This is a genomic window from Plantactinospora solaniradicis, assembly GCF_042658085.1.
GTDB classification, from domain to species: Bacteria; Actinomycetota; Actinomycetes; order Mycobacteriales; family Micromonosporaceae; genus Plantactinospora; species Plantactinospora solaniradicis.
Genome location: NZ_JBHSPR010000033.1, coordinates 1 through 26,054, shown reverse-complemented (window position 1 = coordinate 26,054; position 26,054 = coordinate 1). Strand labels below are relative to the sequence as shown.

The 26,054-nt window shown below is 69.0% G+C and carries 30 protein-coding genes and 1 pseudogene; 17 read left to right on the top strand and 14 right to left on the bottom strand.

What is annotated here, in order from left to right; genetic code table 11:
* Positions 1 to 4: 4 nt before the first annotated feature.
* On the bottom strand, positions 5 to 778 hold the full coding sequence (locus ACFP2T_RS31340; protein WP_377428133.1) for a class I SAM-dependent methyltransferase: 774 nt from the start codon (positions 776 to 778) through the stop codon (positions 5 to 7).
* 119 nt (positions 779 to 897) lie between these two features.
* Between ACFP2T_RS31340 and ACFP2T_RS31335 the strand changes: the two genes are divergently transcribed.
* The 4 genes from ACFP2T_RS31335 to ACFP2T_RS31320 all read left to right on the top strand — a co-directional run bounded on the left by ACFP2T_RS31335 (position 898) and on the right by ACFP2T_RS31320 (position 3,387).
* Positions 898 to 1,485 carry a TetR/AcrR family transcriptional regulator gene (locus ACFP2T_RS31335; protein WP_377428131.1) on the top strand — a complete coding sequence of 196 codons (588 nt, stop codon included), beginning with the start codon at positions 898 to 900 and terminating at the stop codon, positions 1,483 to 1,485.
* 320 nt (positions 1,486 to 1,805) lie between these two features.
* Positions 1,806 to 2,162, top strand: coding sequence for a PadR family transcriptional regulator (locus ACFP2T_RS31330; protein ID WP_377428129.1), 357 nt, complete (start codon positions 1,806 to 1,808; stop codon positions 2,160 to 2,162).
* A 2-nt stretch (positions 2,163 to 2,164) separates the two neighbouring features.
* Positions 2,165 to 2,641 carry a hypothetical protein gene (locus ACFP2T_RS31325; protein WP_377428128.1) on the top strand — a complete coding sequence of 159 codons (477 nt, stop codon included), beginning with the start codon at positions 2,165 to 2,167 and terminating at the stop codon, positions 2,639 to 2,641.
* Between the two features lie 455 nt (positions 2,642 to 3,096).
* Positions 3,097 to 3,387: a hypothetical protein gene (locus ACFP2T_RS31320; protein WP_377428127.1), complete on the top strand. Its 291-nt coding sequence runs from the start codon at positions 3,097 to 3,099 to the stop codon at positions 3,385 to 3,387.
* An 8-nt stretch (positions 3,388 to 3,395) separates the two neighbouring features.
* On the opposite strand, the gene ACFP2T_RS31315 is transcribed toward ACFP2T_RS31320, so the two are convergent.
* Entirely contained in the window at positions 3,396 to 3,584 is a 189-nt protein-coding gene (locus tag ACFP2T_RS31315; protein WP_377428125.1) for a hypothetical protein, read from the bottom strand.
* A gap of 183 nt (positions 3,585 to 3,767) precedes the next feature.
* Between ACFP2T_RS31315 and ACFP2T_RS31310 the strand changes: the two genes are divergently transcribed.
* From ACFP2T_RS31310 to ACFP2T_RS31300, 3 genes are all read left to right on the top strand, one after another.
* Entirely contained in the window at positions 3,768 to 5,033 is a 1,266-nt protein-coding gene (locus ACFP2T_RS31310) for an epoxide hydrolase family protein (protein ID WP_377428123.1), read from the top strand.
* Positions 5,034 to 5,161: 128 nt separating this feature from the next.
* Positions 5,162 to 5,767, top strand: a complete 606-nt coding sequence (locus ACFP2T_RS31305; RefSeq protein ID WP_377428121.1) for a YdeI/OmpD-associated family protein — start codon at positions 5,162 to 5,164, stop codon at positions 5,765 to 5,767.
* A 107-nt stretch (positions 5,768 to 5,874) separates the two neighbouring features.
* Positions 5,875 to 6,000: a hypothetical protein gene (locus ACFP2T_RS31300; RefSeq protein ID WP_377428119.1), complete on the top strand. Its 126-nt coding sequence runs from the start codon at positions 5,875 to 5,877 to the stop codon at positions 5,998 to 6,000.
* 143 nt (positions 6,001 to 6,143) lie between these two features.
* Here the strand turns inward: ACFP2T_RS31300 and ACFP2T_RS31295 are convergent, their stop codons facing one another.
* The 6 genes from ACFP2T_RS31295 to ACFP2T_RS31270 all read right to left on the bottom strand — a co-directional run bounded on the left by ACFP2T_RS31295 (position 6,144) and on the right by ACFP2T_RS31270 (position 10,488).
* Positions 6,144 to 6,821, bottom strand: a complete 678-nt coding sequence (locus ACFP2T_RS31295; protein ID WP_377428117.1) for an HAD family hydrolase — start codon at positions 6,819 to 6,821, stop codon at positions 6,144 to 6,146.
* A gap of 146 nt (positions 6,822 to 6,967) precedes the next feature.
* Positions 6,968 to 7,390 carry a GNAT family N-acetyltransferase gene (locus tag ACFP2T_RS31290; RefSeq protein ID WP_377428115.1) on the bottom strand — a complete coding sequence of 141 codons (423 nt, stop codon included), beginning with the start codon at positions 7,388 to 7,390 and terminating at the stop codon, positions 6,968 to 6,970.
* Between the two features lie 342 nt (positions 7,391 to 7,732).
* On the bottom strand, positions 7,733 to 8,725 hold the full coding sequence (locus tag ACFP2T_RS31285; protein WP_377428113.1) for a dipeptidase: 993 nt from the start codon (positions 8,723 to 8,725) through the stop codon (positions 7,733 to 7,735).
* Between the two features lie 642 nt (positions 8,726 to 9,367).
* On the bottom strand, positions 9,368 to 9,862 hold the full coding sequence (locus ACFP2T_RS31280; RefSeq protein ID WP_377428112.1) for a nuclear transport factor 2 family protein: 495 nt from the start codon (positions 9,860 to 9,862) through the stop codon (positions 9,368 to 9,370).
* A gap of 165 nt (positions 9,863 to 10,027) precedes the next feature.
* Positions 10,028 to 10,234 (bottom strand): hypothetical protein, encoded by a 207-nt coding sequence (locus ACFP2T_RS31275; RefSeq protein WP_377428110.1) that lies wholly within the window; start codon positions 10,232 to 10,234, stop codon positions 10,028 to 10,030.
* A gap of 50 nt (positions 10,235 to 10,284) precedes the next feature.
* Positions 10,285 to 10,488: a hypothetical protein gene (locus ACFP2T_RS31270; RefSeq protein ID WP_377428108.1), complete on the bottom strand. Its 204-nt coding sequence runs from the start codon at positions 10,486 to 10,488 to the stop codon at positions 10,285 to 10,287.
* A 396-nt stretch (positions 10,489 to 10,884) separates the two neighbouring features.
* On the opposite strand from ACFP2T_RS31270, the gene ACFP2T_RS31265 reads away from it, so the two are divergent.
* From ACFP2T_RS31265 to ACFP2T_RS31255, 3 genes are read left to right on the top strand one after another with little or no spacing between them, the layout of a single operon-like run.
* Positions 10,885 to 11,265, top strand: a complete 381-nt coding sequence (locus ACFP2T_RS31265) for a YciI family protein (RefSeq protein WP_377428106.1) — start codon at positions 10,885 to 10,887, stop codon at positions 11,263 to 11,265.
* Between the two features lie 5 nt (positions 11,266 to 11,270).
* Positions 11,271 to 11,657 carry a YciI family protein gene (locus ACFP2T_RS31260; RefSeq protein ID WP_377428104.1) on the top strand — a complete coding sequence of 129 codons (387 nt, stop codon included), beginning with the start codon at positions 11,271 to 11,273 and terminating at the stop codon, positions 11,655 to 11,657.
* Positions 11,654 to 12,898, top strand: coding sequence for an RNA polymerase sigma factor (locus tag ACFP2T_RS31255; protein ID WP_377428102.1), 1,245 nt, complete (start codon positions 11,654 to 11,656; stop codon positions 12,896 to 12,898). Before ACFP2T_RS31260 ends, ACFP2T_RS31255 begins: the two co-directional genes overlap by 4 nt.
* A 189-nt stretch (positions 12,899 to 13,087) precedes the next feature.
* Here ACFP2T_RS31255 and ACFP2T_RS31250 read toward each other — a convergent pair whose 3' ends face one another.
* Complete coding sequence (locus ACFP2T_RS31250; protein ID WP_377428100.1) at positions 13,088 to 14,218, bottom strand: AI-2E family transporter; 1,131 nt, start codon at positions 14,216 to 14,218, stop codon at positions 13,088 to 13,090.
* A gap of 19 nt (positions 14,219 to 14,237) precedes the next feature.
* Here ACFP2T_RS31250 and ACFP2T_RS31245 point away from each other — a divergent pair, with 19 nt between their 5' ends.
* Positions 14,238 to 14,417 (top strand): response regulator transcription factor, encoded by a 180-nt coding sequence (locus ACFP2T_RS31245; RefSeq protein WP_377428098.1) that lies wholly within the window; start codon positions 14,238 to 14,240, stop codon positions 14,415 to 14,417.
* A 51-nt stretch (positions 14,418 to 14,468) separates the two neighbouring features.
* Entirely contained in the window at positions 14,469 to 14,915 is a 447-nt protein-coding gene (locus ACFP2T_RS31240; RefSeq protein WP_377428096.1) for a group II truncated hemoglobin, read from the top strand.
* 93 nt (positions 14,916 to 15,008) lie between these two features.
* Here ACFP2T_RS31240 and ACFP2T_RS31235 read toward each other — a convergent pair.
* A pseudogene (locus tag ACFP2T_RS31235) lies at positions 15,009 to 15,521 on the bottom strand (alpha/beta hydrolase); the annotation flags it as partial.
* A gap of 661 nt (positions 15,522 to 16,182) precedes the next feature.
* A complete protein-coding gene (locus ACFP2T_RS31230; RefSeq protein WP_377428094.1) occupies positions 16,183 to 16,617 on the bottom strand; it encodes a DUF6069 family protein in 435 nt (144 codons plus the stop codon).
* A gap of 131 nt (positions 16,618 to 16,748) precedes the next feature.
* Here ACFP2T_RS31230 and ACFP2T_RS31225 point away from each other — a divergent pair, with 131 nt between their 5' ends.
* Both ACFP2T_RS31225 and ACFP2T_RS31220 read left to right on the top strand, forming a co-directional pair.
* Positions 16,749 to 17,918, top strand: a complete 1,170-nt coding sequence (locus ACFP2T_RS31225; protein ID WP_377428093.1) for a sensor histidine kinase — start codon at positions 16,749 to 16,751, stop codon at positions 17,916 to 17,918.
* Complete coding sequence (locus ACFP2T_RS31220) at positions 17,906 to 18,568, top strand: response regulator (protein ID WP_377428091.1); 663 nt, start codon at positions 17,906 to 17,908, stop codon at positions 18,566 to 18,568. Before ACFP2T_RS31225 ends, ACFP2T_RS31220 begins: the two co-directional genes overlap by 13 nt.
* Positions 18,569 to 18,948: 380 nt before the next feature.
* Here ACFP2T_RS31220 and ACFP2T_RS31215 read toward each other — a convergent pair whose 3' ends face one another.
* Complete coding sequence (locus ACFP2T_RS31215; RefSeq protein ID WP_377428089.1) at positions 18,949 to 19,572, bottom strand: hypothetical protein; 624 nt, start codon at positions 19,570 to 19,572, stop codon at positions 18,949 to 18,951.
* Between the two features lie 248 nt (positions 19,573 to 19,820).
* Here ACFP2T_RS31215 and ACFP2T_RS31210 point away from each other — a divergent pair, with 248 nt between their 5' ends.
* The 3 genes from ACFP2T_RS31210 to ACFP2T_RS31200 all read left to right on the top strand — a co-directional run bounded on the left by ACFP2T_RS31210 (position 19,821) and on the right by ACFP2T_RS31200 (position 23,674).
* Entirely contained in the window at positions 19,821 to 20,000 is a 180-nt protein-coding gene (locus ACFP2T_RS31210; RefSeq protein WP_377428087.1) for a hypothetical protein, read from the top strand.
* A gap of 329 nt (positions 20,001 to 20,329) precedes the next feature.
* The gene (gene zwf, locus ACFP2T_RS31205) at positions 20,330 to 21,832 is read left to right on the top strand and encodes a glucose-6-phosphate dehydrogenase (protein WP_377428086.1); all 1,503 of its coding nucleotides are present in this window, start codon (positions 20,330 to 20,332) and stop codon (positions 21,830 to 21,832) included.
* Positions 21,833 to 22,468: 636 nt separating this feature from the next.
* Entirely contained in the window at positions 22,469 to 23,674 is a 1,206-nt protein-coding gene (locus ACFP2T_RS31200; protein ID WP_377428084.1) for a DUF418 domain-containing protein, read from the top strand.
* 213 nt (positions 23,675 to 23,887) lie between these two features.
* Here ACFP2T_RS31200 and ACFP2T_RS31195 read toward each other — a convergent pair whose 3' ends face one another.
* Together ACFP2T_RS31195 and ACFP2T_RS31190 are read right to left on the bottom strand one after the other, a co-directional pair.
* Entirely contained in the window at positions 23,888 to 24,610 is a 723-nt protein-coding gene (locus tag ACFP2T_RS31195) for a peptidylprolyl isomerase (RefSeq protein ID WP_377428082.1), read from the bottom strand.
* Between the two features lie 303 nt (positions 24,611 to 24,913).
* The coding region (locus tag ACFP2T_RS31190; protein ID WP_377428080.1) for a hypothetical protein at positions 24,914 to 26,054 on the bottom strand (1,141 nt) is incomplete at its 5' end.

Genomic DNA, 26,054 nt, shown 5'->3' with positions numbered 1-26,054 from the left:
GGCCTCAGGGCTGGATGTCGGTCCGGACTGCAGTAAGGCCCCAGGTGGCGTACGGCAGCGTGACGGTGCCGCCCAGTTCGTCAACCGCCCTGCCCACGGCCGCCAGCACCTCCGCTAACCGGTCCGGCGGCAGACTGGCGAGGCCGCCCGAGGTCGGCACCAGGTCCAGGAGTTCGTCGCAGGTATACGACCGCTCCCAGTCGTACCGCCACATCTCGGGCTCGCCGAACCTGTCCGCCTCGCGGATCCCGTCTGCGGCTCTGGCGTACAGCGCCTGGTACGCGTCCAGGATCGAACCCTCCGGCCGGCCGGTGAAGTTGATCGGCGAGTCGGGGGCCACGCGCCGGTACGCCGTGATGAGGGCGTCCGCCACGGTGGGCGGAAGCTGGTACACGTGTCCGAACGGTGCCAGTAGGCCGCCTGGCCGCAGGATCCGGGCCGCCTTCGCCGCCCCCGCGATCGGGTCCACCCAGTGCCAGGCTGTACCGGAGACGACCGCGTCGAAGGTGCGCCCGGCCGGCTCCCATGCCTCGAAGGTCGCGACCTCGACCTCCATGCCGGTCGCCCGCGCGAAGTCGGCCATCCGCGGGTCGGCCTCGACGCCGAGAACTGTGCGGCCGGCGGCCAGGAACTGGCGGGCTTCGATGCCGGTGCCGCAGCCGACGTCGAGGAAGTCGGCGCCGGGACTGGCGGCCACGATCCGCTCGATCATGGCTTCCGGGTACGGGGGCCGGTTCCGGTCGTACCGTTCGGGGTCGATCCCGAATGACTCCGCCATGCGACGGTGCAGGTGCGGCTCTGGCCTGGGTGAGGACGGTATAGTGACCATGCGCCCACTCTAGTGGGCGCTTGCCCACTACTGCAATCACGCGCGCTCAGTGAAGATTGGGGTACCCGTTGCCGACCGGCGTAGCGCTGCAAGACCCACGCCGACAACTCTTCGACGCCGCCGTGCGGGTGCTGGTCCGGGACGGCGTCACCGGCCTCACCAGTCGGGCGGTCACCACAGAGGCGGACGTCGCCAAGGGGGTCCTGCATCGGCACTTCGCTGACTTCGACGCCTTCCTCGCCGAGCTGGTGCTCGACCGCATCGCTCGGATCGAGGCTCAGGCCACCGCCCTGCAAGACGCGGCCGGGACCGGCACCGTCGCCGACAACCTGACCCGTGCCCTCATGGTCCTCTTCGAGCCGGTCATGGTAGCGATCGTGGTCCTCGTCATCGCCCGTGACGAGCTGCGCACGCGGCTGCGTGCCGCCGGCACCGCCCGGTTCCCGCTCGTCGGCGAGGGCGCGGCCATGATCGCCGGGTATCTGACGGCCGAGCGCGACCATGGCCGGATCGCGTCCGACACTGACGTCGACACGCTTGCGCCCACGCTGATCGGCACCGCGCACCTGCTGTTCACCGAGTGGAAGGACAGCCCTCCAGAGCCTGTGGCCGTCCACAAGGTCGTGACCACGGTCCTGGCCAGCGCCCTGCGGTAACCGTGATCCCACACCCGAACTCGGCGGTCAAGGAATCCGCTCATCGGCAGGTGCGCGCACTGGCGACGGCAGCCCGGCCAGGCGCGGTCGAGGGTGGAGGGCGTGTGGCAGGTGTGCCTGGTCCCGGATCAGTGTCCGGTCGAGTAGCTCATGGTGGCAGGCTTGGATCCACCTCTCCATGATCGAGTCCATGCGCGGCATCCGTACCCCAGCGTCACCGCGGTCGCCGAGATGGCGGCGCGCCGGAACCTCCAGGTGCTGCACCGCGAAGACCGGAGTCTTCGATTGACATATATCCGTCGCGGATATAGTTTCGGCTCATGGCGAGCAGCAGAACCGGCGGGCCCCTCACTCCGGCGGTGCTCCACATCCTGCTCGCGCTCTCGACTCAGGAACGCCACGGCTACGGGATCATGAAACAGGTCGAGTCCGACTCCCGGGGAAAAGTCAGGATGGGGCCAGGGACGCTCTACGGCTCGATCCGCCGGATGACCGAAGCGGGCTTGATCTGCGAAAGCGACAAAAAGATCGACCCGAACTTGGACGATGAGCGCCGCGTCTACTACGGAATCACCGCGCTCGGGCAACAGACGCTCGCGGCGGAGTTGCAGCGGTACCGCCAGGTCGTCGCGGTCGCCCATGAGCGATCCCTGCTACCCAAGGCGATGGGTGTCTAGCCATGGATGGACAGCCACGATATCGGCGCTGGTACCGGAGGCTACTCGGCCTCTATCCGAGGCCGTACCGCGAACGCTTCGCCGACAGCATGGAGCAGACATTCACCGACCTCTGCCGTGAACGGGCCGGAGCCGATGGCCGTGGAGACCCCGCCTTCATCCTCTGGATTTTCATCGAAACGTTCGCGGGCATCGTCCGGGAGCGTGCGACAGACCTTGCGAGGTTGGCTATGGCCAGGAATGCAACCGATGTCTTCAGGATCGTCAAATACCTCGCGCTGGCCGCCGGCGGCTTGATGCTGGCGGGGATCGCCACGGTCATGGTGCTGGCCCGCGGAACCGGCGAAGACATCACAGGTGTCGTAGCGCCGGCGTTGCTGCTCACAGTCCTCTCAGTGGCGGCTGCCGTCGTCGCGGCCATCCTGCAAGGCGCGAGCGATCGTCGCAGGCACAAAGCGGGCGACGATCTGGCTGGCTGACGCTGCTTCGACCCTTCGCCGGGCAGCCACCTGGACAACTCGCCCGGCGTGGGTGAATCCGAGCACCTGCGCCTCGCGGCGCGGACGTCCGTAAGTACCACCCTCCCGACGAGCGCGCCGATGTCGTCGAACCGCGTGGCGGCGTTGGGCGCTAGGCACCAGTCCCGCTCGTTACAGCCTCCGTATCGGCTCCCGGTCCCGAGCGTCCGCGGATGGCTGGACCTGCTGGCCTCGCCGGGGACCCATCCGCTGAGATCGCGGACGCGGTCCGGCATGCACTGCGGGCACGTACCGCACCCCGCCCGTCAAGGACGCCGGCCCGGCCCTTGCGGCGTGAAGCGGAGGTGATGTCACCCTGCGCGACCGATCGATCCGCGTTTTTCGATGGGACTTCTCCCCGTGAGGGGCGGGATAGGCTGAGGTTCGTCCTGCCGTCGATCGCGCTGGGAGACGACATGTGGTGGTCGGGCGCCGGCATCCTGGCGGTCATCTTTCCCGCCGTCACGGTCGCCCTGGGTTACCAGCTCGGCGGCTACCCCGGCGTACCCCTCGGCTTCCTCGTTGCCGGCATCGCGACGTGGTTGGTAGGACGCAGGATGAACCGCACCAACGACCCGAGGATTTACCACAACGAACACCGCTTCTACTCGATCCCTATGCAGTACTGGGCGTTCCTCTGGGCGTTCTTCGCGTTGACGCAGACCGTTCTGGGGCTCCTGGGAGAAGCGGGCTGGCAGCAGGAGTGACGGATGGCTCAGAGGTCGCTGGCCAGACCGGCGATCGCGCGGCACACTCGCCGCCTGGAGCACACCCGGTCAGTGTGCAGCATCCGGTCCGCGAGCGGGATCGCCCCTTCCTTCTTCACCGGGTGGTAGCCGTTGGAGGGGAGGTTGTCGTACTCCGCGTTCACCCCGGAGAACAGTCCCCACTCCAGGTCGACCATGGTCCACGGAGGTGGTAGAGGGCCAAGGCATGCGGAGTGCGACACCGAGGGGGATTGCTGAGCCACGGTCGAGCGGAGCGGCCGCTCTTGGTCCCGGGGAGCGGGTGGTGGTTCCGCGATATGCCGAAACCGGCGCGTGAGAGGTAGTAGGAATAGGGGTTATGGGGCGTTGAAGGTGGGAGGGTGTCCGTGTCAGGTCGTCGTGACGCCTCGTTGACGGGGGAGGACAGCCGACCCGATCTGGACAGCACGACTCGGGGGCTGGTCGCGTCAATCGACCTGGCACATCTGGGCGTTCCGCCGGCGACGCCGGCTGTCGTCTCGTTCACGCTGAACGTCCCGGAGAGCGTGCTCGATGACTTGCGTCGGCGACTTACGGCGGCACGTCTGCCGGATCAGGAGACGGGTACCGGCTGGTCCCAGGGGATGCCCCTGGATCGGCTGCGGGATCTGGTGGAGTACTGGCGGCGGGACTACGACTGGCGGCGCCTGGAAGGGGAGCTGGCCGGCCTGGGCCAGTTCCGTACTCTGATCGACGGGCTTGGCATCCATTTCCTGCGCGTACGTTCCGATCACGCTGACGCGGTCCCGATCCTCCTCAGTCACGGCTGGCCGGGTTCGGTGGTCGAGTTCCTGAAGAGCATCGGCCCGCTTACCGATCCGACGGCCCACGGCGGCAGTGCCGAGGACGCCTTCCACGTCGTCATTCCCTCTCTTCCCGGGTTCGGGTTGTCGGACAAGCCCACCGCTGTCGGTTGGCACCCGTCCCGGATAGCCAAGGCCTGGGATGGGTTGATGACGCGCCTCGGTTACGACCGCTACCTCGCCCAGGGCGGAAACTGGGGCGGGATCGTGACAACGCGCCTGGGCGAGTTGCGACCGCCTGGGCTCGCCGGGGTGCATTTCACCCTGCCCGAGTTCCCGATCGGCGCGCCGCCGCTGGAGGGGAAACCGACCTGGGAGGAGGAGACCGCCCTGGCGCAGATGCGGTCCCTGGACACCGGCTCGGCGTATGCCAAGCAGCAGTCGACGCGTCCACAGACCATTGGGTACGGACTGGCCGATTCTCCGGCGGGGCAGGCCGCCTGGATCTATGAGAAGTTCGCGGAGTGGACGGACACCGACCATGACCCGGAGCAGGTCCTGACCCGCGATGAGCTGTTGGACAACATCACGCTCTACTGGCTCACCAACACGGCGACCTCCGCAGCGCGGATCTACTGGGAGTACGCGGCCGCGCGTACCACGACGGTCAAGCTCGATCTGCCAGTCGGAGTCAGCGTGTTCCCCCGCGAGATCGTCCGTATTCCACGGATCTGGGCAGAGCGCGCGTTCAGGAACCTCGTCTACTTCAACGACCAAGTCCCCGCGGGCGGCCACTTCGCCGCGTTCGAGCAGCCCGGGATCTTCACCGAGGAGATCCGGAGGTTCGCCCGCCAGCTCAGGTGACCGCCACCCGACCGGCTCGTCGAGGGCGGAGCGCGAGGCTGGGCAGGTTGGAGCGCGGCGCGGCGCGTGGCTGGGTCCACTGCCGGGCGGTGAGTTGGCGGTGCCAGCGCAGCGGTTAGCCTGCCGTCATGACGAGCGCTGACCTGGATGAGTTGATCGTCGCGGACGCCGACGAGCTGCGCGCGTGGTTGTCGGCCAACCACGCCACGTCGCCCGGCGTCTGGCTCGCCCTGACCAGAAAGGGCGGCACACTCACGACGCTGACCTGGCAACAGGCGGTCGACGAGGCGCTGTGCTTCGGCTGGATCGACGGGCAGGCCCGTAAACGGGACCAGGAAGCCTCCTGGATCCGGTTCACTCCTCGCAGGCCCCGCAGTTCCTGGTCACAACGCAACGTCGCCCACGTGGCCCGGCTGGAGGCACAGGGGCGAATGCTGCCTCCAGGCCACGCCGCGGTAGAAGCCGCGAAGGCGGACGGGCGGTGGGCGGCCGCCTACGCCCCGCCGTCGGAAGCCGAGGTGCCGGCCGACCTCCTCGCCGCCATCGCCGCCGAACCCGCCGCCCAGACCATGTTCGACGTACTCACCAGTACCAACCGCTTCGCTCTCATCCACCGCGTCAACGCCGTCAAACGGGCGCAGACCCGCGAGCGGAAGATCGGCGAGTTCGTCGCCATGCTGGCCCGCCACGAGACGATCTACCCGCAGAAGGCCAAGCCTTCGAACTCGCCGTAATCGACATCTTCATGATCAGGTGCACTGACCTGCCTCCCAGGGGGCGGCGGCTGCCCCCGAAGCCACTTGTACCCGTCGGTCGATCGGGGGCCATTCGACGGATGGCCGTGAGCAAGATCGGCTCGCATCCCGTGCTGCCGCACGCCGCGCGGGCGATCGCACACGCCGACTTGCAATACGAGTACCGCGTGGGCATCCACGCGACTCCGTCGTATGGCATGAGCCATTGGTGACGGTGCACTCACGCCGCGAACTGCGTAGCCAGGCGTACCAGGGGTCGTCGCATGGGGTTGAGCACCGGCCCGAGTCGGTCGTGCTGACGCAACTCACCGCGGGCCGAGCACGGGGAACGCCGTCGGCGTGCGCCGGCTCCCGCTCAGCGGAGGCGGGCCGCGCGCCGGGTCAGTCCGGCCAGGACCGCGTCCAGGGACAGGTCCGCGGCGCAGGGGAGCAGCAGGTCCGCGGCCGTGAGGCGGGCGTTGTCCGCATGCGGGTTCGGTACTGCCACACAGCACAGCCCGGCCGCGTGCGCCGCCGCCACGCCGTGCGCGGTGTCCTCGAACGCGACCGCCTCCTCCGCCGGCAGCCCGAGCCGGTCCAGCGCCAGCAGGTAGACGGCCGGATCCGGCTTGTGCGCGGCCACCTCCTCGCCGGTCGCCAGCACCTCGAACCGCGCCCGCAGCCCTGCCTGATCCAGCATCGGACCCACGTGCGTGACCGGAGAACTGCTCGCCACCGCCAGCCGCAGCCCCAGTTCCGCGGCCCGGTCCAGCCAGCCGACGATGCCAGGCGCCGGCTCCAGCGCGGCATTCAGTTCCGCCCGGTGCGCCATCCGCAGCGCGTGGCTGGACTCGCGGTCGTAGGCTGGGCCGACCACCGCCGCGAGCGCGGCGTAACGTGGTTCGTTCGCGTCGCCGCCGTGGTCGGCGAAGAAGCCGGCCGGGTCGAGCTCCAGGCCGTGCCGCCGCCACTCCCAGCGCCAGCTCTCCAACAGCGTGGTCTCCGTGTCCATCAGCAGGCCGTCGAAGTCGAAGATGAGCGCCTTGACCGTCACGGCGCCAGTATCCCAATCCTGGTCCCGGCGACCGGCGACCGGCGACCAGGCCGGGGCCGGGGCCGGGGCCGGGGCCGGGCGAGTGAGGTCACAGCCGAAATGGATGAGCAACCCTGCCCGGCGCCGGTACCGGCCGTCCGGCCCGATCAGGAGGCGGCCGGCTCCCAGAGCAGGATCTGGCGGTGATGGCTGAAGCCGTTGCGCAGGTAGAAGTCGACCGCGCGGCGGCCGGAGTGGACGGTCACGTGCAGCAGCCCCCGCGTACGGGCCTCGGTCAGGATCGCGGCCATCAGCGCACTGCCGATGCCGCGGTTGCGGTACTCCTCGCGGACTTCGACCGACTGGATGTCGCCGTACCACCGGTCCAGTGACTCGTTACTGGGCACCCGTTCCGCGACGAGGAGCCAGGCGGCGCCGACCACGTGCCCGTCGATCTCGGCGACGAACGGCAGGTGCGTCTCCGCATGGGCGGCCACCCAGCCGGCGTACGCCCCGAGCTTGTTCCCGTCGATGCCGCGTAGTTCCGCGAGCACCGCCACGTCCGCCCCGTTGGCCCTCCGCACGATCACCCGGCGGAGTCTAGGCGAGCCCGTCGCAGGCAGTGCCCCGACCGGCCCGGCTACCAGGGGTTGAAGGCCGAAGTCTGTCTACCAGGGCAGTTAGGGTCCGAGGGTCGTGCCGGTCTGGGCGAGGAACGAGGCGAGGGGGCCGGGCTGCTGTTGGCGGGCCCGTAGTCGTTGTTTGACCAGGCGGGCCAGGTGGTCGATGCCGTGGGCGGTTGATGATCAGCAGAGTGTTGAGTCCTCGTAGCCCGGTTTGAAGCAGCGTGGCACAAGTCGCCTGACCCCAAGACGACGGAGGCCTTGGTATGACGACGTCGGCGAGATCTGTGGAGCCTCGCCTGCCCGCGGTTAGTGCGCTGGTGTCTTCCATACCTGTTCGGCGATGCGACGGAAGTTGCCGCTGACGATGGCTTGGATCGCGTCGGCCGGGTAACCGCGCTCGTGGAGCGCGGTGCTGACGTTGAGCAGGTCTTCCGGCGGCATGAACTCGATCGGTCCCCAGCGGGTGTAGACGTCGGGGAAGAGATGAGGGTTCGTGGCCAGTGCGCGGTTGAGGTCATCGAGGTCGAACGAGAAGTCTGTGGCGAGGCCGACGTGATCGGGGCCGACGAGGTCGACGGCGTAATCGATGTGCCGGCACAGGGCTTCGATGGAGGCGTCGTTGGGGCCGAGGAAGATACCCACGCCGGTGATGCCGATGACTCCGCCGGTGTCGGCGCAAGCCCGGGCCTGATCATCGGTGATATTGCGCGGGTGTTCCCACAGCCCGCGCATGCAGGAGTGGCTGTAGATCACCGGGTGACGAGACGTCCGGCACAGGTCAAGGCCGGTGCGGGCCCCGCAGTGGGAGCCGTCGACGACCATCCCGACCGCGTTCATCTCTCGGACCAGGGCCCGGCCGTAGGCGGTGAGGCCGTCGTCGACGGGGTCGAGGCAGCCAGAGCCGGCAGCGTTGCGCTGGTTGTAGGTAGGCAGCAGGGTGCGTACACCCAGGTCGTAGAAGAGTTGGACGCGGTCGAGTTGTCCTTCCAACGGTCCGGCGTCTTCGAGGTCGAAGCCGACCGCGACCCGGTCACCGGCGTGCGCCCGGTCGATGTCGCCGGTGGTGTCGGCAAGCAGGTAGCGGCTGTCGTCGGCTACCCGCCGTCGGAAGGCGTCGAGCAGACCCAGGACGGTCGCGGTGCTGTGCGGGGCGTATCCGACGTTGACCGACACGTAGCTACCACCGGGCCGGAGGTATCGGGCCAATTGGTCGACATCGGCTTGCGGCGACAGGGGGAGGCAGCAGTGCTGCTCCCATAGCAGCGGCGGACGGGGCGACGCGGGTGGGACGTCAGGCATGGCATCGATGATTCCAGCGTCGCTGCCGTTGCGCCCACCGTCCGAGTGGACCTTGTGCGACGGCGCTGGTGCATCTCCACTGGTGGCTACCGGGACGCTGCCTCATCGCGGGCCTGGCAACTCGACTCGGCGGGTCGGACGATCGCCGGCGACGCCGGAGGCCGGCCATGGAGCGTGACGACTCCGGGCTGGGTGGCGCGGACGGGTGGCGGCAGATTCGGCTACCGGCAGGGTCCCGCGCGCCCGGCCTGATGGCCACGCAAGGTGACTGACTGATTCCCAGGGGCGCTGAAGATGACGGTTGATCGGCCGCTCAAGGCAGAGATGCCCGACGATGACCGGACCGTGATCGACATGCGCCTGGTCCTCGGTGAAGCTGCCAGGATAGTCAAGGGCTTGCTTCTGGACTTCTACGGCACAGTGGTGGAGGAGGACATCCCTGCCGATGCACTGATCTCGGCTGCTCAGGATGCCGGGCACCCGGCGCGATGCCGAACACCGGGCGTGATGGCTCCCAGTCTGCCTGCGCGCACGGACGGCGGCTACCTGTTGGCCGGTGGTGCGACCGCAACCCGGCCAGATGAGGGCGTCTCCGATCGGCGGTGGGAGGTCATTGGCGGCGATCGCCGACAGAAGGAACTGCTACCGGGGTGCCACTCTCGGCATGATTCTCTGTTCACCGGTGGCGGCCATCGAGTGCATCGCGCCGCTGGCGAGCGGGATCAGCCGGGCCAGGCCCGGCTGTCCGTTGCGTCGGGCCAAGTCGGGCCCGAGGCGAGTCATCAGCAGCGTGAGCGCCGGCAAGGGCCGGACGTAGAGGGTGATGTCGCTGATCAGACCGTCGGCGCCCAGGCGCAGCCGCTGAGCTTCGTAGAGACGCGTCGTGCCGACCTGCGCCTCGTAGAAGAGCGCCACGGTACGGCCCTCGGCGACCTGGTCGGTGTAGGTGATGTCATCGATCGCGGCCAGGGCCACTTCGAGCAAGGTGCGTACTTGCCGGTGGCCTTGGAAGGTGAACTGCTCGGTGATCGGCGAGACCAGAGTGACATCAGGGCTGAGGGCGGCGACCGCACCGGCGGCGTCACGGGCCTCGCCGGCGGCCCGCCATGCGGCGACGGCGTCATACGACTGATCCACGGATACTCCCATGTCTGCTGTGGTTGTCTGGGCTCTGGTACCGCAAGACTGCTGTCACATCATGACCGCTTTCGGGAAACGGCTGTCCCGCCGCCGGCAAGTTCGCCGGCAGCGTCATAGTCACAGTCGGTGCCATCACCCGCCAGGCGGCCAACTGAGGATGACTCACCGAGACGGGTCCAGTGATCTTCCTTGCCAGCCTTCCCGGGATCGGCGAGCGTAGGAAACGGTTGTCGCAACCAGCAACACCGCCCCGGCGAAGAAGTAGGTGTTGATTCCGATCCCTGTCCAGAACTCGCTCGTGGAGATGTCCTGGGTCCCCATGAAGCCGCCGCGACGGATACCCGTGATCGTCAGCAGGTTCTCGGCCACTCCTGGGACGCCCCTGACGACGAGCAAGACGCTCCCGAACCACAGTGGCGTCAGGAGCACCCACCGAGGGAGATACTGAGCCCGCGGGCGGGCTGTAGCCACAACAACGGCTGCCCGACGGCCGACATCGAGATGAGTACGACGTTGAAGACGACGTAGGCCGTCCTGCCCCAGGGGCCGTCACCGGTCGGATCATCACCGGGAAAAAGCACCAGGACCACGTGGGACATCACGAAGAAGAGCAGCCATGCCAAGGCGCCGTGCGTCCAGCGAGAACCCCTTAAAACGGACATACCAGTACCATCGCCGGGTCAGCACGATAACGCCTCCCCCCGTAGTTGAGTTCGGCTTCCCCACCAGAGGGAGGCAGGGTGGTCTCAACGCACTCAACCCTGTTACTTGTTCCGTTGCGGTAGGACCGTGGCCCGGGCCATGGCTGGTCGAGGTGACCGGTGGGATCGCTCTCATCGCGGCTGCCGGATCTGCACACTCCTCGGTCACTACGCCGGGGGCCGCCTGCAAGAAAAATTTCCGGGATGGTGTCGTATCAGGGCGCGGCCGTTCGTGGAATCTGTGTGCGGCGGCTGGTCGGGCCGCCGGACACGAGGAGCCGGGACAGGCCCTCACGTCGGGACCAGGAGGAGACGACCATGACGGAGTACCTGATCACCTTCAACGATGAATGGGTGCCTGAGCATACGGCGGAGGAACTGCGCGAGAAGGGTACGGCCGCCCGGGCCGTGATCGAGGAGATGCTGGCGGAGGACGTCCTGATCTTCACCAACGGCGGGCTCGACCGCTCCACCGCGGTGTGCGGTGTCGAGCCGGTCGACGGCAGGCCCGTCTTCACCGACGGGCCGTACGTCGAGACCAAGGAGCACCTCGGTGGCTTCGCCGTCGTCGACGTTCCCGACGACGAGGCGGCGCGATACTGGGCCGGCCGGCTCGCGACCGTGCTCGACTGGCCGCAGGAGGTGCACCGGTTCCGAGGTCCCGGGCAGGCCCGGCGTAACGGCTCCGGGGAGAAGTGAGCCCGGTGCCCAGGTACCTGCTGTCCGTCCACGGGACGGCCGAGCGCACCGAGTCGGGCACCTACCCCTCCCAGGAGGCAGCGCCGCAGGCGCCCGCCGACACCGGTGCCTTCAACGGGAGGCTTCGGAGGGACGGTCACTTCGTCTTCGCCGGCGGGCTCGAGCCCGCGACGACCGCCACTACAGTCGACGGGCAGGGCGAGAAGCCGGCCTTCACCGACGGGCCCTACCTGGAGACGCAAGAGTGCCTCGGCGGCTTCTGGGTCATCGAGGCGGCCGACCTCGACGTGGCACTGGCGCTCGCCGTGGAGGGGTCGAAGGCGTGCCGCGGCACGGTCGAGGTGCGACCCTTCCGAACCGCGGAAACCGTACGAACGCTGCCGGAGCCGTGACCGGTCCCACCGTCGAGCAGGCGCTTACCCGTGCCCACCACCAGGAGTGGGCGCGGGTGGTCGCCGATCTCGCGCGCCGTTTCGGTGGCCTCGACGTCGCCGAGGAAGCGACGGCCGAGGCGTTCGTGGTGGCTGCGGAGCGGTGGCCGCGCGAGGGTGTACCGCCCAATCCTGGCGGTTGGCTCGCCACCACCGCGACCCGCAAGGCAATCGATTGGCTCCGTCGCGAGTCGCAGCGCGACGCCAAGCACCAGGCGGCCCGCATCGTGTACGACGACACCCCTCCCGAGCCGACCGGCCCGGTCGAGGACGACCGGCTCAGACTGGTCTTCACCTGCTGCCATCCGGCGCTCGCGATGGAGGCCCGGGTGGCGCTCACCCTGCGCTTGGTCGGTGGCCTCACCGTCCCCGAGATCGCCCGCGCCTTTCTGGTGCAGGAGACGACGATGGCGCGACGAATCACCCGCGCCAAGGCGAAGATCAAGGCGGCACACATTCCCTACCGGGTACCCTCGGCCGACGACATCCGCGAGCGGCTCGCCGGCGTGCTCGCGGTCGTCTACCTCATCTTCAACGAGGGCTATCTGGCCGGCGAGGGGGACGACCCGGTGCGTGTCGACCTCACCGACCAGGCGATCCACCTCGGCCGCCTGCTCCGGACTCTCCTCCCGGACGACGGCGAGATAGCCGGACTGCTTGCCTTGATGCTCTTCACTGACGCCCGGCGACCGGCGCGCGTTTCCCGCAGCGGAGAGTTGGTGACGCTCGACGAGCAGGACCGCGGCGCATGGGACCGCACCCTCATCGCCGAGGGCAACGCCCTGATTCGGGAGCGGATCGAGGCGGTGGCGGCCGGCGGTCGCCCACCCGGGCGCTACCAGATGCAGGCCGCGATCAACGCGGTCCACACGCAGGCCCCGTCCGCCCGAGACACCAACTGGTCCGCGATCGTCGCCCTCTACAGTCGCATGGTGCTGATCGACCCCTCGCCGATCGTGCGACTAAACCGCGCGGTCGCGGTCGCCGAGGTCGACGGCTCCGGGGCCGGGCTTGCCGAAATCGACCGGCTCGCCGAGGTCCTCGACGGCTACCACGCCTTCCACGCCGCGCGCGCCGACCTGCTGCGGCGACTCGGGCGCGGCGGCGAGTCGCGGGCGGCATACGACCGGGCCATCGGTCTCGCCGGCAACCCTGCGGAGCGGGCCTACCTCACCCGCCGCCGCGACCAGCTCGCCGGCTGACCGACACGTCCAACCTGCCTGTTCCGGCACCGTCAACGGCGGACGCAGGCACTTCCAGACCATGCGTACGGGTCGCGCGCCGGCCAAGACGCTCGAACCGAACAGCGCCTGATCAGGCCTTTGCGGGCGAGCAGCGCAACAGCGCCTCAGCGCGGCGCGAGTACTCGGTGACTTCGGCGCCGCCGTCGACTACGTCGTCTTCGTGTCCCCGCCGTTCGCAGCCGTCTCCTCGACTTCCTCGATGTCCGGCTCCTGGGGCGGATCGCTGAGCTGCTCCCGCACGTAGTTCCACACCACCGCGACCAGTGCGGCGACCGGCACGGCGAGCAGGCTTCCCACGATGCCCGCCAGGCTGCCGCCGAGTGTCACCGCCAGCAGGACAACCGCCGCGTGCAGGCCGAGGCCGCGGCTCTGCACGATGGGTTGGAACACGTTCCCCTCAAGCTGCTGGACCGCGACGATGATCGCCAGCACGATCAGCGCATCGGTCGGGCCGTTCGACACCAGCGTGATGAGCACCGCGACGAAGCCGGCGAACAGGGCGCCCACGATCGGCACGAACGCCGATACGAAGGTCAGCACCGCCAGTGGCAGCACCAGCGGCACGCCGACGATCCACAGGCCGAGGCCGATGAAGACCGCGTCCAGCAGGCCGACGAACGCCTGGGACCGTACGAACGCGCCGAGTGCGTCCCAACCACGCTCCGCAACCACTGGAACGTCGACAGCGAGCCGGCCGGGCAGCTGCCGGGTCAGCCACGGCAGGAACCTCGGACCGTCCTTGAGGAAGAAGAACATGAGAAACAACGCCAGGACGGTGGTGACCACTCCGTTGACCAGGGTTCCCACCCCGGAGAGGGTGGCGGTGATGATGCTGCCGACGCTGTCCTGGATGCGAGCGATCGCGGAGTCGAAGGCCTCGGTGACCTGATCGTCACCGATGTTCAGCGGCGGGCCGGCCGCCCACTCCCGCATCTGCCGGATACCTTCGGTCACGCCGGTGACCAGTTCGCCGGACTGCGAAGCCACCGGCACCGCGATCAGCACCACGGTACCCGCGGCGATCAGAAGGAACAGGACGGTCACGACCGACGCGGCCAGGGCGGGACGCCACCCGTGCCGTCGTAGGAAGCGGGCCATGGGCCAGGTCAACGTCGTGAGGAGCAGGGCGACCACCAGCGGCCAGACCACCGACCATGCCCGGCCAAGCAGCCACAGAGCCACCCATGTCATCAGCAAGACCAGCAACATCTGCAGCGAGATGTGCGCCGAGGTCCGCAGCGCAGCTCGGGTCTTCGTGGAACTCACTGTGGCAGACATGGGCTCACCTTAGAGCCCGTTGAAGAACCTGGTCAGTCCGCTGAGCGCCGTAGGATTGTCCAACGTCAAGAACGCGGCCCAGTTCGTGGTAAGCGAGTCCACTGTCAATACCCACGTGCACCACGCGTTCGCGAAGATCGGAGTTCGGGATCGCACGCAGGCGGTCACGTACGCCCTCCGTAACGGCCTGGCCGGTTGACCGCCGGCATCGGGTCCCCCCTCCGTACGACAGCAGACAGGCGGACAGCCCATGACGACCCTGTACCAGCATGCCGGTGGCGAGGAAGCCCTGCACCGGTTCACTGACCTGTTCTACCGCAGCGTGCTCGCCGACCCGCTGCTGCAACCACTGTTCGGGGCCGGCCGACCCGAGCATGTTGCCCACCTCACCGCGTTCACCGGGGAGAGCTTCGGCGGCCCGGACGTCTTCACCCGGGAGATGGGCGGTTTTGCTGGTCTGATCGCGGCACATCGGGGGCTGCGGATCAGTGAAGAACAGCGCGAGCGCTTCGTCGCGTTGTACCTCGCGGCCGCGGACGCCGCCGGCCTGCCCGCCGACGAGGCGTTCCGGGATGCTCTGCGGTCACACGTCGAGTTTGGTTCACAGGTGGCGAAGCAGAACTCCCATGCCGAGACCGACGAGCAGCTCCACCCGCTGCGCGAGGTCCCCCGGTGGCAGTGGTCCGAGACATCGTGACGGGCTGACCCGGGCCGCCGTTCGCGCAGGTCCTGGGGTGCGAGGATCTCGGCGTCGGCTCCGAGATTCAGGAGTTCGGGGTGGGACACGCCACTAGCGGACCGAGTCGGGGGTGCGCTGCGGGGCGGCGAGGACCCAGGCGGCAAAGGCTTCGACGCCGTCCACGACCGCCTCGAAACGCGGGGAGTGGAAGAGGTCGAACGAGTGCTGCCCGCCGGGCAGTTCGGCGTAGACCACGGGGTTGCAGGAGGTGTCGCGCAGCCGGCCGGCGAAGTTCCGGGCGGCCTCGACGGTCGCCAGGGCGTCCTTGGTGCCGTGGGCGATGAGGAACGGCGGCGCACCGGGGTGCAGGTACGCCCACGGTTGATTCGGGGACGGCGCCTGGTCGGGCGTCTCGCCGAAATAGTGGCCGTAGTAGCCGTAGAGGCAGATCGCGGCGGTGATCGAGGTGTCGGCCGACTCGAATCCGGGCTGGAACATCGGGTCGTTCGGCGTGAGCGCGCACAGGGCCGCCAGGTTGGAGCCGGCGGAGCTGCCCGCCACGAACAGCCTCGACGGATCGGCGCCGTACTCGGAGGCCTGCTCGCGGACCCAGGCGATGACCTTCTTGACCGTGGAAGTAGATCAGGACCGGCGCGTTCTGCGGCGCGTCGCGGCGGCGGTAGATGTCGAGGAGATTCCGTCGCCCGGCGTCCCCGTAGCTGATGTTGGGGATCCGCTCCACGTCACGCCGCCGCATGAGGCCCGGTAGCAGCAGGATACGGGCCCAGGGCCGACGGCGGCGCAGCGGTACGCGCACACGATCCCGCCAGTCGGCCCCCAGCCCCTGGTCAAGGGCCTGCCCGACCACCCGATCGGTCCGCACGCCCCGCCAGGCGGAGACGGCCAGCCCGGCGGAGGTGACGGCCGCCACCGCTGCCGTCACCTTGGCGCCCGGTGACTCCAGATCGCCCTGGGCGGCGGCCAGTGCCGTGGCGGCAAGCAGGGCCAAGATGCCCAGGAACGGCACCTCGTTGAGGGTCAGGCCGAACCAGAAGCTCATGCTCGCCAGCGGTCGGGGCCGGCGCGGCGCGACAACGGCGAAGTAGGTGCAACAGGCCAGAAGCGCCACGGTGAACCCATAACCAGCGGGCACGAGATCTCCAGAGATGAGTCACAGACGTGGCAGTAACGGGCTGAGCTTGGTCGCGATTTCGTCGGTCTCTGAGGCCGGTGACCTGTCACCCACCGGCCCGATTCGGCTCGTTTGGGGCTCGTGACGCGATTCTTACCGGCATCCCCGGTGGTTCCGTCGGCCGGGCAGCCCGATGATCAGCGCCGCGCCGACGGTCAGGTGCATGGCGAGCAGCACCAGCCGGCTGCTGGTACCGACGCCGCTGCCCAGCGGGCCGGCGAGCGAGAGCACCAGCACGATCAGCGCGACGATCCGGAACGTCCGGGCCGGTCGGCGGACGGTACGTTCCAGCAGCGCGAGCAAGCCCCAGGCGGCCAGGCCGGCGACCAGCGCGGCCGCCGCGACGACGACCGGGTCGATGTGCTGGGTGGCGTCGCCCTGACGGACGGTGAGGTCGATGCCGGCCCAGGGATCGTTGACGACCCACAGGAGGAGAGCGCCGGCCGCTCCCGCGGCGACGGTGATCGCGCGGCCCGTACGCCGGGCGGTGGTCTTGGTCGTTTCGGACTGCTGCATGTCGTTCGTCATGCCGATGAGCGTCGCGGTCCGGGCCGGGTGCGCACATCCGGCCGTTAGCTGCGCCGGTGCCCGATTAGGAGAACCCGACCACCAACTTTGGAAGGAGTCGGCGCTCGCCGCACACCGGTTAGCCTCGCCGGGTGAACAGGTTCTCCCTCGGGTCGGAGGATTGCGACCGCCGCCCCAGCACCGCCGCCATAGCGGCGCTCGTGGGCCCGTCCGGCATGCTCATCGCGCTGACGATCCTGGGCTGGTGGATCGACCGCCCGCCCGGCCCGCTGCTCGCGCTCGACCTCGCGGCCGGCGCGCTGAGCCTGCTGCTGACGCCGCTGATGCTGTGGCGGCCGGTCGCTACCACGGCCGTGCTCACCGTGCTGGCCGCGGTGTCGTCGGCGGCCACCCCACCGGCCACGATCGGCGCGCTCCAGGTGGCCCGGCGTCGGCGCGCCCCGGTGGCGATCGGTGTAGCGGTGGCCGGGATCGCCGCGCACGCGGTCCGGGGCGTCTGGCGGTCCAACGGCGGCATGTCGTACGGCTGGTGGCTGGCGCTGGTCACCATCGGCTACGGTGCGCTGCTCGGCTGGGGTGCCTGGGCACAGGCCCGCGAGGCGTTGATCCGCTCACTGCACGACCGGGCCCGCCGCGCCGAGGCGGAGCAGGGCCGCCGGGTGGCCGAGGCGCGCATGCTGGAACGCCGCAAGATCGCCCGGGAGATGCATGACGTCCTCGCCCACCGCCTGTCGCTGCTGGCCACCTTCGCCGGCGCCATGGAGTACCGTCCGGACGCCTCACCCGAGCAGCTGTCCCGGGCCGCGGGAGTCGTCCGGGACGGCGTGCACCAGGCGCTCGACGAGCTGCGCGAGGTGATCTCGCTGCTGCGCGACGACGACCCGCCGAACGGCGAGGGCAGCCGCCCGCAGCCGGTGCTGGCCGACGTCCCGCGCCTGGTCGAGGAGTCCCGGAACGCCGGCACCGAGGTGCTGCTGCGCGAGGCGGTCGACGAGCCGGCCGAGGCGCCTGCCTCGGTGGCCCGAACGGCGTACCGGGTGATCCAGGAGGGCCTGACCAATGCCCGCAAGCACGCCGCCGGCCAGCCGGTCCAGGTCGCCCTGCGCGGCGGGCCCGGCGCGGGCCTGGAGATCGACGTCCGCAACGCGCTGACGCCGGAGCGCGCGGCGCCGCCCGGGTGGTCCGGGGGCGCCGGGCTGGTCGGGCTCACCGAGCGGGTGCACCTGGCCGGCGGGCGGCTCGACCACCAGGTGGTCAGCGGCGAGTTCCGGCTGCACGCCTCGATACCATGGCCGGCGTGACCCCACCGGTACGCGTACTCATCGTCGACGACGACGCGCTCGTCCGCGCCGGGCTGACGATGATGCTCGACGGCGCCCCGGGCATCGCGGTGGTTGGCGAGGCCGCCGACGGCGACCAGGTGCCGGCCGCAGCCGACGCGCACGCCCCCGACGTCGTGCTGATGGACCTCCGCATGCCCCGGATCGACGGCATAACCGCCACCCGCCGCCTGCGGGCGCGCCAACGGCCGCCGGAGGTCATCGTGCTGACCACGTTCGATACCGACGAGAACATCCTGCACGCGCTGCGTGCCGGAGCCAGCGGCTTCCTACTCAAGGACACCCCGCCGGCCCGGATCGCCGAGGCGGTCCGGCAGGTCGCGTCCGGTGAGCCGATCCTGTCCCCGCGGATCACCCGCCGGCTGATGGACCGGGCCGCCGTCCAGGCCGGGGCGTACGCCCGGGCCAAGGCCACCCTCGCGGCGCTCAGCCCGCGCGAGCGCGACGTCGTGGTGGCGATCGGTCAGGGCCGCAACAACGCCGAGGTAGCCGCCGCGCTCGACATGACCCTGGCCACCGTGAAGACTCATGTCTCGCACATCCTGACCAAGCTCGACCTCGACAACCGTACCCAGATGGCGCTCCTCGCCCACGACGCCGGCCTCGTCTGACTGTGAGCATGGCGGGATCCGTCCGCCGGCCTCGTCCGACCACCTGCCACGGCGTCGCCGCGGCCTCCCGAAGAACGCCGCCGGCCGCCGTGCGGTCGCTTTGGCGAAGCATGCCATCGCCATCCTGCGCGAACACCGCCGCCGGCGACTCGATCACCGCCCTGCCGGGTGACGGTGGTCTGGTGGAAGCCGAGGGCCCCGGCGATGACCGGCGCGAGTGCTTGCAGGACGAGTCGGCGGAGTGCGGAAACGCGGGCGGCGATGAGGGGGAAGCCGAGTTGGCGCTGCCGCCTGCTGAGGGTGTGGTAGCGGATCGGCTGGCCTGCGAGCCCGCTGGCGGCGGCAGGTGCTGGGCCGTGAGCCGGTGCAGCATTGAGGCATTAGCCGATCTGGTCGTCGAGTCCCGCGATCGCCGCAACATCGTCTTCGGACATGTTCAGGACCGCGGCGATTTCCTTGACAAGAATCGGATGTGGATTCAAATGGCCGGAGCGGAGAACGTTGATCGTCGACATGGACCGCTCACTGTGGATCGCCGCGTCTCGGACAGAGATCTCCCGGAGGTCCATGAGCCTACTGAAAACCATGCCGAAGGGATGAGGTTCTGGTTGCCCGGCTGGCGCTTGTGCAGGACCAAGAACCATATCGCCGATCTTGGCTTGGAATCGGATCATCTGGTTGCCTACGATCCTGACCTTTCCGAAGAAGGGCAGGGCGTCACCGCTGTCGGTGCTGATGATGCCTGGCACGGAAACCTCCGTGAACCTCGTCATCGAGCGATCGTGTTGGCTCGCGACCTCGTATGGGCGAGCGGGCTCAACGTGGGTGACCTTCCAATCGCGATTCCACCACGGAAGGTCCTGTAACAGGTCGTTGAAGAAGGGGGGCAGGACGGTGAGATCCACTGGCTTCTGCGGGAACTTCCGCCCAGGGACAAACGAGCCGGGCCGGTATTTCAGTGCCGCGATCACGGCAGCACTCAACGTGCGGTTGACAGGGCTCATCGCCAGAGCCTAGCGATCAGGGGCGTCAGGATGCGAACCAAGGACGTCTGCCTCACGGCCCGGCCCGGCCGATTAACCATCGGCCCCATTCCACCGTCCACGCAGGACCACGACCAGGGCACCTGGCCGTACTCAGCCAAACCCCGAAAACGGGCGGATCCCTACGAGCCGCCATTCCAGGGCGAAGGCGGTCGGATGCCGGGAATGCCGGGACCGACAGTGCCGGCAACCTGGCTCAGCCGGATGACTTGCTGCTGTTTGTCGGCCAGGAATCGCAGAGCCAGATCGATTCCTTCAATTTCGGCGAGCCAGCCTTGGCCTCGGCGCGTGCCCGCCGCGCCAGCGGTCCTCTCTTCGAGTCACTGCGCGTGGCCGCCCTGATCTGCTGTCATCTCCCGGTCGTCAGCACCGCCCGCGTAGCGCGGTGAGCAGCGCCGCTAACCCATAGCCTGACCCACAACGGACATCAACCCCCGAACCACCCTCCGACACCGGGGGAGGGAGCTTTGCCATTGTTAGGTTGCCGAATGCGCCCCGCCGAGGGGTTCCCGGTGCCTGACCGACCCCTGTCCGGCCGGCACCCACGAGCGGCTGGCAAGCTTGCTGTGTGGGGACGGCAAGAGTGGTACGACTGGCATCGCCCCTGCGCCGGTGACCGTCGCCACAGCCGTCGACGGCGTGTTCGGTAGCGCCTCTCAGCGACACTCAGACACTCGCGCGGGTCGACCGGCACCGCGCGATTGGAGGACTCGAGACCATGGACAACGCCCCTCAGATCACGTCCGAGCGCAACGCCCCACCAGCCACCTTGGTGATCTTCGGCGCGTCGGGTGACCTCACCCGCCGCAAGCTGATCCCCGCGGTGGCCAGCCTCGCTCGCCACCGCCGGCTGCCGCGCGAGTTCGCGCTGGTCGGCGTCGCGCGTACGGCGATGAGTGACGAGCAGTTCGCCGGCTCCGCCCTCAACGGCCACGGCCTGCGCGACTATCCGCAACTTGAGAGCGGGATCAGGTACGTATCCGGTGGCTACGACGATCCGGACACCTACAAGCGCCTCGCCGAGACGCTCGACCAACTCGACGCCGAGCGCGGAACCGCCGGCAACCGCCTGTTCTACCTGTCGACTCCCGCCGAGGCGTTCGAGCCGGTCATCAACGGTCTCGCCGGTGCCGGCCTGAACCGCGCCCGGGAGGGCTCGTTCGCCCGACTGGTGATCGAGAAGCCGTACGGTCGCGACCTCGCTACCGCCCGTGAGCTGGACGCGATCGTGCACTCCAGCTTCGACGAGTCGCAGGTCTTCCGGATCGACCACTACCTGGGCAAGGACACCGTCCAGAACGTGATCGCGCTGCGCTTCGCCAACTCGATCTTCCAGCCGATCTGGGACCGTAGCTGGGTCGACCACGTGCAGATCACCGTTGCGGAGACGCTCGGTGTCGGCACCCGCGGCGGCTTCTACGAGAGCGCCGGGGCGATGCGTGACATCGTGCAGAACCACGTGCTCCAGGTGCTCGCGCTCTCGCTGATGGAGCCGCCGGCCTCGTTCGACGCGGAGGGGCTGCGCAACGAGAAGGTGAAGTTGCTCCAGGCGATCCGGCTGCCCACCGATCGGGACATCGCCGACCTGGCCGTTCGTGGTCAGTACACCCGCGGCGGTACCCGCGACGATCTGATGGCCGGCTACCGTGACGAGCCCGGTGTCGACCCGTTGTCGCGAACGGAGACGTACGCGGCGATGCGGCTCAACGTCGACAACTGGCGCTGGGCCGGGGTGCCGTTCTACGTGCGTACCGGTAAGCGGCTGCCGGCCCGGGTCACCGAGGTCGCGTTGCAGTTCCAGCGGCCCCCGCATCTGCCGATCCCGACCGACCAGCTCACCGAGCTGGACGCCGACGCGCTGATCCTGCGTATCCAGCCCAACGAGGGCATCTCGCTGCGCTTCGGCGCGAAGGTACCCGGCCACTCGTTCCGGGTACGCACGGCGAGTATGGACTTCTCGTACGACAAGACGTTCCGCGAGGAGTCCCCGGAGGCGTACGAGCGGCTGCTGCTCGACGCGCTGCTGGGCGACCCGACGCTGTTCATCCGTACCGACGAGGTCGAGCAGTGCTGGCGGATCGTGGACCCGATCATCGAACACTGGGCCAAGGACCGTTCCCCGATCCCTACCTACGAGGCCGCCTCGTGGGGTCCGACCGACGCCGAGCGCCTGATCGGCCGCAGTGGCCGTAGGTGGCGCAACGATGTGGGTGACTTCTGACACCGTCGTCCGGGTGACGCGGGGCGGGGAGAGCGGGGAGGCACCGTTGCATAGCCATCCCGCGTCCTCGATGGCGCAGATCTTTCCGTCACAGGGGTCGGATGAGCCAAGGGTTGGCGATCAGACGCTTGACAGCGCCAACGGTATGGCGCTTTGTCCTAGTCTTGCGGGCTCGACCTCGACGAAAAGACGAACGAGACCACCCGCTTCGCGCCGCTGTTGACCACCATGGACCTGGCCGGTGCCGTGGTCACCGCGGACGCGTTACACACCCAGCGCGAGCCGGCGAAGTCCTACATCACCCGCGACACCACCTACCGCGAAGACACTGTCCGCGTCCGAACCGGCAACGCACCCGCGCCCTGGCCACCCTACGCAACACCGCGATCAGCCTGCGCCGCCTGGCCGGTATCACCTCCATCGCCAAAGCTCTACACAGCAACAGCCGCCAACCGCATCGATCCCTACAACTCCTTGGAGTCACCTGGGACGGGCATACCGCTACCTTGCGAGAGCCGGGTAGGGCCTGCCCCACCGGCGATCTTCCCGCTCACCGGCTGTCGTCTGGACAGACCGCTTCATAGGGTCGCAGGAAAGTCTTCGAACACGATTCCTGTCCGTTCCGGAGGTGGTCACGTGAATTTCTCCATCAAAGACCCGCCCGTCGAAAATAGAGCGTCGTTAGGGACGCTTCCCCGGATCGTCGACGTCGACGCGTTGCGCGCCGTGGCGTTGCTCCTCATCCTGGTCGTCAACATCGCCTTCTTCGCCTCCGGCTATTCCTTCCATCTGGTTCCGGATCCCGCGCACGACTCGTGGGGCGACAAGGCGGTCGTGTGGCTGGTCGAGGCGCTCCTCGCGATGAAGGCGTATCTGCTCTTCTCCTTTCTGTTCGGCTACAGCTTCACGCTCCAGCTCGATTCCGCCGCGCGGCGCGGCGTCGACCTCGCCCCACGGTTCCGGCGACGGATGGCCGGGCTCTTCGTGCTCGGCATCCTGCACGCGGTGCTGCTGTTCCAGGGCGACATCCTGACCACGTACGCACTGCTCGGCCTGGTCCTGCTCGCCATGCGGGGAGTCGGCGTCGGGACCGCGCTACGCACCGCCGTACTGCTGACCGGCGTGATCGGCTTCGTCCTCGCGCTCGCCGCCACGGGCGGGACCCAGCTGGTCACCGATCCGGCGGCGGCACTCGCGGCGGGGCAGCGGTCCACCGAGGCACTACAGGGCGGGATCGGCTCGGTGATCGCCGAGCACGTACGCCAGCTGCCGGGGATGTTCGGCGCGCTCCTCGTGCAGGGGCCGCTCGCCCTCTCGGCCTTCCTCTTCGGTTACGCGGCCGGGCGGCGCCGGCTACTCACCGACGTCGTCGGGAACCGGCAGCTCCTGCGCCGGGCGCAGCAGTTGGGCTATCCGGTCGGCCTGGCCGGTGCGGTGATCTTCGCATCGGGTGGGGGCACCGCCAACCTGACCGGGTTGGCGGCGGGCGTGCTCACCGCGCCGCTGCTCGCGGCCGCGTACGCCGCCACCCTGCTCCAGTTCTTCCAGACCGACCGGGGACGGCGGGTCGTCGCCGTGCTCGCGCCGGCCGGACGGATGTCCCTGTCGAACTACCTGGGTCAATCGCTGCTCTGCGTGCTGGTGTTCACCGGCGTCGGGCTGGGCCTCGCCGGCGCCGTCGCACCCCCGGTCGTCGTACTCATCGCGGTCGCGATCTACTGTGTGCAGCTCGCCGCAAGCGCGGCGTGGATGGCCCGGTTCCAGTATGGACCGATGGAGTGGCTGTTGCGGGCCTGGACCGAGCAGCGGTGGCCACGGCTACGGGCCGCGGATCCGGCCTGACGGGTCCCGGTGGGGCGGACTGCCGCCCCGGTCCCGGTACGGCATCAATCGGATTTCCCGCCCCGGTCCCGGTCCCGGTGCGTCCGGCCTCAATGCTCAGAGGGACAGTGACCAGGACGGACAAGGTTTTCGACCCGACAGGATCCGTACCCCACAGATGAGCGAGAAGCCAAACATTGACGGCCATTCACCTGAGAGTGGGACAAAGTACTACTAGATCGCCAGGCAGATTTCCGTGCGCAGGGCGGGGGCGCCATCGACCGGGGCCGGATCCTCGGCCGTCGGCGCCACGCCGCCCGCGGCGATCCGGTCGAGGGTACGCAGACCGAGCGGCCGCACGCTGCCGAAGATCGTGTAGTTCGGTCGCAGCGCCGAGTCGGCGAAAACCAGAAAGAACTGGCTGCCGTTGGTGTCCGGCCCGGCGTTGGCCATGGCGAGCACCCCGCGGGCGTAGACCTTCCGCTCGCCGGTCGGGTCGGTGGGCGCGGGCGGCAGGTCCGTCGGCAGCTCGTCCTTGTACCGGTATCCAGGGCCGCCCTCACCCGTACCCGATGGGTCGCCGCACTGCAGCACCTTCAGCGTCGGGTAGGTGGTGAGCCGGTGGCAGATGGTCCGGTTGTAGAACCTGTTTCTTACCAGGTGCAGGAAGCTCTGCACGGTGCACGGCGCCTGCGCGCGGTCGAGGGTCAGCGGGATGAGGCCGAGGTTGGTGATCAAAGTGGTCGTCACCGTACCTCGGTCCGGCGTGTGCCGGGGATCGCGCGGCAGCGGGACCGGTCGCGCCGCAGGCTCGTCCGGAGTCTCGGTGTACTGGCAGGGCCCCTTCGTTACCTCCGGCGGCGCGGCGGCATGTGCCGGAGCGGCACCACCGCCGAGGAGCAGACCGGCGGTGAGCACCGTGACGGCGATGCGGCGTGGGGCCACGTTGTCCTCCATCGACCAATGGGAGTCTTCCCACACGGTTTAACGGACATCAGTGTCTCCGTCAAGCGTCAACCGGGATCGCGGTGATGGTTCAGCCGTGGTGGCGATCGGCCAAGCCGGCGGTGTAGCGGCCGGGGGCTGCTGTCGGGGTGGGAGCGCGGTTGCCCTTCCTTGCGCTCCCACCCCTGGCCGCCGCTGGCGACCACGGACCCGCTGTACGTGCTGGACGACAAGCCGACGCCAGCCTTCGTTCAGGGTCGGACAAGGTGGGTGCCCTCGGGCCGGCGGCCTGCGCCCCCGGCCCGAGAGCCCGGATCAGGCCAGGACGAACGTGGTGGTGTTGGCCCGCCCGTACGATCGGATCACGATCTCCGGCGCCCACTCCCGCAGTCCGAACTTCGGGAAGTGCCAGCCGGCCGGCGGGCGGGTCTGGCCCAGCGTCACCGACGAGACCCGGCCGGTGGTGGTGATCGTCAGTGTGCGCCCGGACGGGTGCGCGAACGTCAACCGGGTGCTGTTGGCGCCGCCGGAGGTGAGCTGCCAGTCGGGGTCGAGGTGCCAATGCTGCCGCCACAGCGACGCGGCCGGAAAGTTGTCGGTGGCGATCATCTGGTTGAGATCGCGGTTGATGTTGACGTTGCGGGTGTGGGCGATGCCGTAGACGGTGTCGCCGAGGTTCCAGGCGTGTGCCGGTCCCTGCACCTTCGAGCTGGTGATCGACGCGTACGCCGAGCCGGAGACGGTACGACCGTCGGGGATCGCGACATTGTGGCTCTGCGGGCTGATCTGGTAGGCGTGGTACGGGCTGGTCGAGTCGTATGCGAAGCGACCCGGGCCGACCAGCACCCGCACCCCCTGGGTACTCCAGGTGACGCCGCCGGCGCGGTCGTGCTGGCCGTGCGCCCGCCGGCCCGGTCCGTAGCGGACCGTGTAGTAGTTCGTGGCCGGGTCACTCCACGACCAGCGGCCGATCAGCCAGCCGGCCTGATCGTCCCGCAACACCCGGTCCGCCCACGACGCGGGCGCGGGACGGCCGGGCTGCTCGTCCGCGTCGCCGATCTGGACGATGCCACCGTCGGGCTCCGTCATCCACGAATACACCGCCCACGCCCTGCCGACGATGGTGCGGATCTGGGCCGCGTCGTCTTCGTAGCCGGCCTGCGAATCGAGTACGTCTGCCGCGTATCCCCACAGGGTCGCGTTGCCCTCCTGGTACATCGACGACTGCTCCCAGGAGGTGCCGATGTTGGAAAACGACTGCGATGACTCGCTGACCATTCGGGTCCGTGCGGTCTGCCTCCATGCCGGCCGGTTGATGAGGTCTGCGGCGTACATCAACTGGAGGTTGGACATGAGTCCGTGGTTGTGGATCGAGAAATTCGGCGGGCCGTAGTAACGGGGGCCGAGCAGCACCCGGGCGTTGGCCTCGATCGCCGGGATCAGGTCGGGGTCGGCG

Coding starts and splice junctions, on each gene's coding strand:
- ACFP2T_RS31250 (WP_377428100.1), bottom strand. CDS start 14,218: ATGTCTGCCACAGTGAGTTCCACGAAGACCCGAGCTGCGCTGCGGACC.
- ACFP2T_RS31305 (WP_377428121.1), top strand. CDS start 5,162: ATGACGAGCGCTGACCTGGATGAGTTGATCGTCGCGGACGCCGACGAG.
- ACFP2T_RS31240 (WP_377428096.1), top strand. CDS start 14,469: ATGACGACCCTGTACCAGCATGCCGGTGGCGAGGAAGCCCTGCACCGG.
- zwf (WP_377428086.1), top strand. CDS start 20,330: ATGGACAACGCCCCTCAGATCACGTCCGAGCGCAACGCCCCACCAGCC.
- ACFP2T_RS31215 (WP_377428089.1), bottom strand. CDS start 19,572: ATGAGCCCTGTCAACCGCACGTTGAGTGCTGCCGTGATCGCGGCACTG.
- ACFP2T_RS31315 (WP_377428125.1), bottom strand. CDS start 3,584: ATGGTCGACCTGGAGTGGGGACTGTTCTCCGGGGTGAACGCGGAGTAC.
- ACFP2T_RS31265 (WP_377428106.1), top strand. CDS start 10,885: ATGACGGAGTACCTGATCACCTTCAACGATGAATGGGTGCCTGAGCAT.
- ACFP2T_RS31230 (WP_377428094.1), bottom strand. CDS start 16,617: ATGACGAACGACATGCAGCAGTCCGAAACGACCAAGACCACCGCCCGG.
- ACFP2T_RS31320 (WP_377428127.1), top strand. CDS start 3,097: ATGTGGTGGTCGGGCGCCGGCATCCTGGCGGTCATCTTTCCCGCCGTC.
- ACFP2T_RS31195 (WP_377428082.1), bottom strand. CDS start 24,610: ATGGAGGACAACGTGGCCCCACGCCGCATCGCCGTCACGGTGCTCACC.
- ACFP2T_RS31220 (WP_377428091.1), top strand. CDS start 17,906: ATGGCCGGCGTGACCCCACCGGTACGCGTACTCATCGTCGACGACGAC.
- ACFP2T_RS31340 (WP_377428133.1), bottom strand. CDS start 778: ATGGCGGAGTCATTCGGGATCGACCCCGAACGGTACGACCGGAACCGG.
- ACFP2T_RS31285 (WP_377428113.1), bottom strand. CDS start 8,725: ATGCCTGACGTCCCACCCGCGTCGCCCCGTCCGCCGCTGCTATGGGAG.
- ACFP2T_RS31325 (WP_377428128.1), top strand. CDS start 2,165: ATGGATGGACAGCCACGATATCGGCGCTGGTACCGGAGGCTACTCGGC.
- ACFP2T_RS31330 (WP_377428129.1), top strand. CDS start 1,806: ATGGCGAGCAGCAGAACCGGCGGGCCCCTCACTCCGGCGGTGCTCCAC.